At 53.4% G+C, this 3,175-nt stretch carries 2 rRNA genes; both read right to left on the bottom strand.

The features are described from left to right. A 5S ribosomal RNA gene (gene rrf / locus GGU46_RS22675) occupies positions 1-79 on the bottom strand; the annotation flags it as partial. Positions 80-170: 91 nt separating this feature from the next. After that, a 23S ribosomal RNA gene (locus GGU46_RS21850) occupies positions 171-3,075 on the bottom strand. Positions 3,076-3,175: the final 100 nt, after the last annotated feature.

Here is a 3,175-nt window from a genome sequence, read left to right as displayed (position 1 = left end):
GCAGTACCATAGGCGCTCCGGGGCTTAACGACTCTGTTCGGAATGGGAAGAGGTGAACACCCGGGCTAAAGCCACCATTATCAAAGGGGAAGTACCGACTAGCCGCCTGTACTCACCAAAGTCTTAACATAGAGGCAGAGTAGGAAAAAGAAAGGGTAGCGCTCATGTGCTACAGAAGTGTTCGAGTCCTTAGTACCCCTCGGCTGTGCGATTTCGCGCTCTACACCTAGGGCCTATCAACGTCGTGGTCTCCGACGACTCTTCTAATCGGATATCTCATCTTCAGGTGAGTTTCGCACTTAGATGCTTTCAGCGCTTATCTCATCCCAGCGTCGCTACCCGGCGCTGCAACTGGCGTCACAACCGGTGCACGAGCGGCTGGTCCAACTCGGTCCTCTCGTACTAAAGTCAGGTCCTGTCAAATATCCTACGCCCACCACAGATAGGGACCGAACTGTCTCACGACGTTCTGAACCCAGCTCGCGTGCCACTTTAATCGGCGAACAGCCGAACCCTTGGGACCTTCTCCAGCCCCAGGACGTGACGAGCCGACATCGAGGTGCCAAACCTCCCCGTCGATATGAGCTCTTGGGGGAGATCAGCCTGTTATCCCCGGCGTACCTTTTATCCTTTGAGCGATGGCCCTTCCATGCGGAACCACCGGATCACTATATCCGTCTTTCGACCCTGCTCGGCTTGTAGGCCTCACAGTCAAGCCCGCTTCTGCTATTGCGCTCTGCGTACGGTTACCAAGCGTACTGAGCGGACCTTTGAAAGCCTCCGATACTTTTTTGGAGGCGACCACCCCAGTCAAACTACCCAGCAGACACTGTTTCCGTTTCCAGATTAGGTGCCAAACAACACAAGGGTGGTATTTCAACGTTGGCTCCCCCAGACCTGGCGGCCCGGGTTCACAGCCTCCCACCTATCCTACACATGTGTTGTCCAGCATCAATGTCAACCTATAGTAAAGGTGCACGGGGTCTTTCCGTCCCGTGGCGGGTACTCGGCATCTTCACCGAGACTACAATTTCACCGAGCTCACGGCTGAGACAGCGCCCAGATCGTTACACCATTCGTGCAGGTCGGAACTTACCCGACAAGGAATTTCGCTACCTTAGGACCGTTATAGTTACGGCCGCCGTTTACCGGGGCTTCGATTCAAACCTTCGCTTGCGCTAAGTTCCCCTCTTAACCTTCCGGCACCGGGCAGGTGTCAGGCCTTATACTTCCGCTTACGCGTTCGCAAAGCCATGTGTTTTTGTTAAACAGTCGCCTGGGCCTTTTCACTGCGGCTTCTTGCATTGCTGCAAGGAAGCGTCCCTTCTCCCGAAGTTACAGGACCATTTTGCCGAGTTCCTTGGCCGTGATTCACTCGAGCGCCTCAGGATGCTCTCCTTGACTACCTGTGTCGGTTTGCGGTACGGGCTAGAATTCAGTAAACGCTTAGCAGGTTTTCTTGGCAGTCTGATTAGGTACACTATCCCGTTGGCCGAAGCCTCCAGGTACTATCAGGTTTCAGCAAGCAAGGCGTACTTGACTACCTTACCTCTACCTACACCCTTTAACGAGCACTTCCGTCCGCTCGCGGTACTTTCACTTCTGCGTCACTGCATCACTCCAAATCCTAGGTGCGGGAATATCAACCCGCTGTCCATCGACGTAGCCTCTCGGCTTAGCCTTAGGTCCCGACTAACCCTGCTCCGATTAGCGTTGAGCAGGAAACCTTAGTCTATCGGCGAGGGGGTTTCTCACCCCCTTTATCGTTACTCATGCCTACATTTGCTTTTCTGGCCGCTCCAGCTCGCCTGACGACGCACCTTCACCGCTGACCAGAATGCTCCCCTACCACTTGCCTAAAAGGCAAATCCATCGCTTCGGTACCGGACTTGATGCCCGCGTATTATCGATGCCCTCTCGCTCGACCAGTGAGCTGTTACGCACTCTTTAAAGGAATGGCTGCTTCCAAGCCAACCTCCTGGCTGTCAAAGCAAGTGGACCTCCTTTGTTCAACTTAGTCCGAATTTAGGGACCTTAGCGGATGGTCTGGGTTCTTTCCCTCTCGGCATGGGACCTTAGCACCCCACGCCTCACTGCCGAGTATATCAACGGGCATTCGGAGTTCGTCAGGATTCGGTAGGCTGTGACACCCCCTAGTCCTATCGGTAGCTCTACCTCCCGCTGACTCCACCTCGACGCTGTACCTAAATACATTTCGGGGAGTACGAGCTATTTCTCAGTTTGATTGGCCTTTCACCCCTACCCTCAAGTCATCCAAATCCTTTTCAACGGAAACTGGTTCGGACCTCCAGTTGGTGTTACCCAACCTTCATCCTGCTCAAGGGTAGATCACAAAGTTTCGCGTCTACCCCCTCTGACTCTGCGCCCTATTCAGACTCGCTTTCGCTGCGGCTCCATGACTTGAGTCATTTAACCTTGCCAGAGAGGAGTAACTCGTAGGCTCATTATGCAAAAGGCACGCTATCAGGGCACAAAACCCCTCTAACTGCTTGTAAGCACACGGTTTCAGGTTCTTTTCACTCCGGTATTCCCGGTTCTTTTCACCTTTCCCTCACGGTACTAGTTCACTATCGGTCTCTCAGGAGTATGTAGCCTTAGCGGATGGTGCCGCTGGATTCAGACGGGGTTTCTCCGGCCCCGCCCTACTCAGGAATCCTCTACCGTGCGTAATCAGTTCGTCTACCGGACTCTCACCGTCTCTGGTGGGCCTTCCCATGCCCTTCAACTAAGATTACACAATCAGATCTTGAGGTCCTACAACCCCGCGCTGGCCGTAACCAACCCGGTTTGGGCTCCTCCCCGTTCGCTCGCCACTACTTGGGGAATCATATGTTATTTTCTGTTCCTCCGGGTACTTAGATGTTTCAGTTCCCCGGGTTTGCCTCTTGTCTACAAAGAAACAAGATCCTACCTCTTCAAAGTAGGGGGTTGCCCCATTCGGAAATGCCAGGATCACATGGTATGTGCCCATCCCCTGGCCTTATCGCAGCTTATCACGTCCTTCGTCGCCTCTGAGAGCCTAGGCATCCCCCGTGTGCCCTTATCTACTTCTCGTAGTGACCTCTGGTAACCCAGAAGTCGAGCTCAGGGTGATTACGACTAGGTAATCACACTCTCTTTTTCTTACTCTGTTTTCCTCTATGTCAAAGAACGT

This window comes from Hymenobacter latericoloratus, from assembly GCF_014199535.1.
In the GTDB taxonomy this organism is placed as follows: Bacteria; Bacteroidota; Bacteroidia; order Cytophagales; family Hymenobacteraceae; genus Hymenobacter; species Hymenobacter latericoloratus.
The sequence above is the reverse complement of the archived record's forward strand: the minus strand, read 5'-3'. Positions and strand labels throughout refer to the sequence as shown.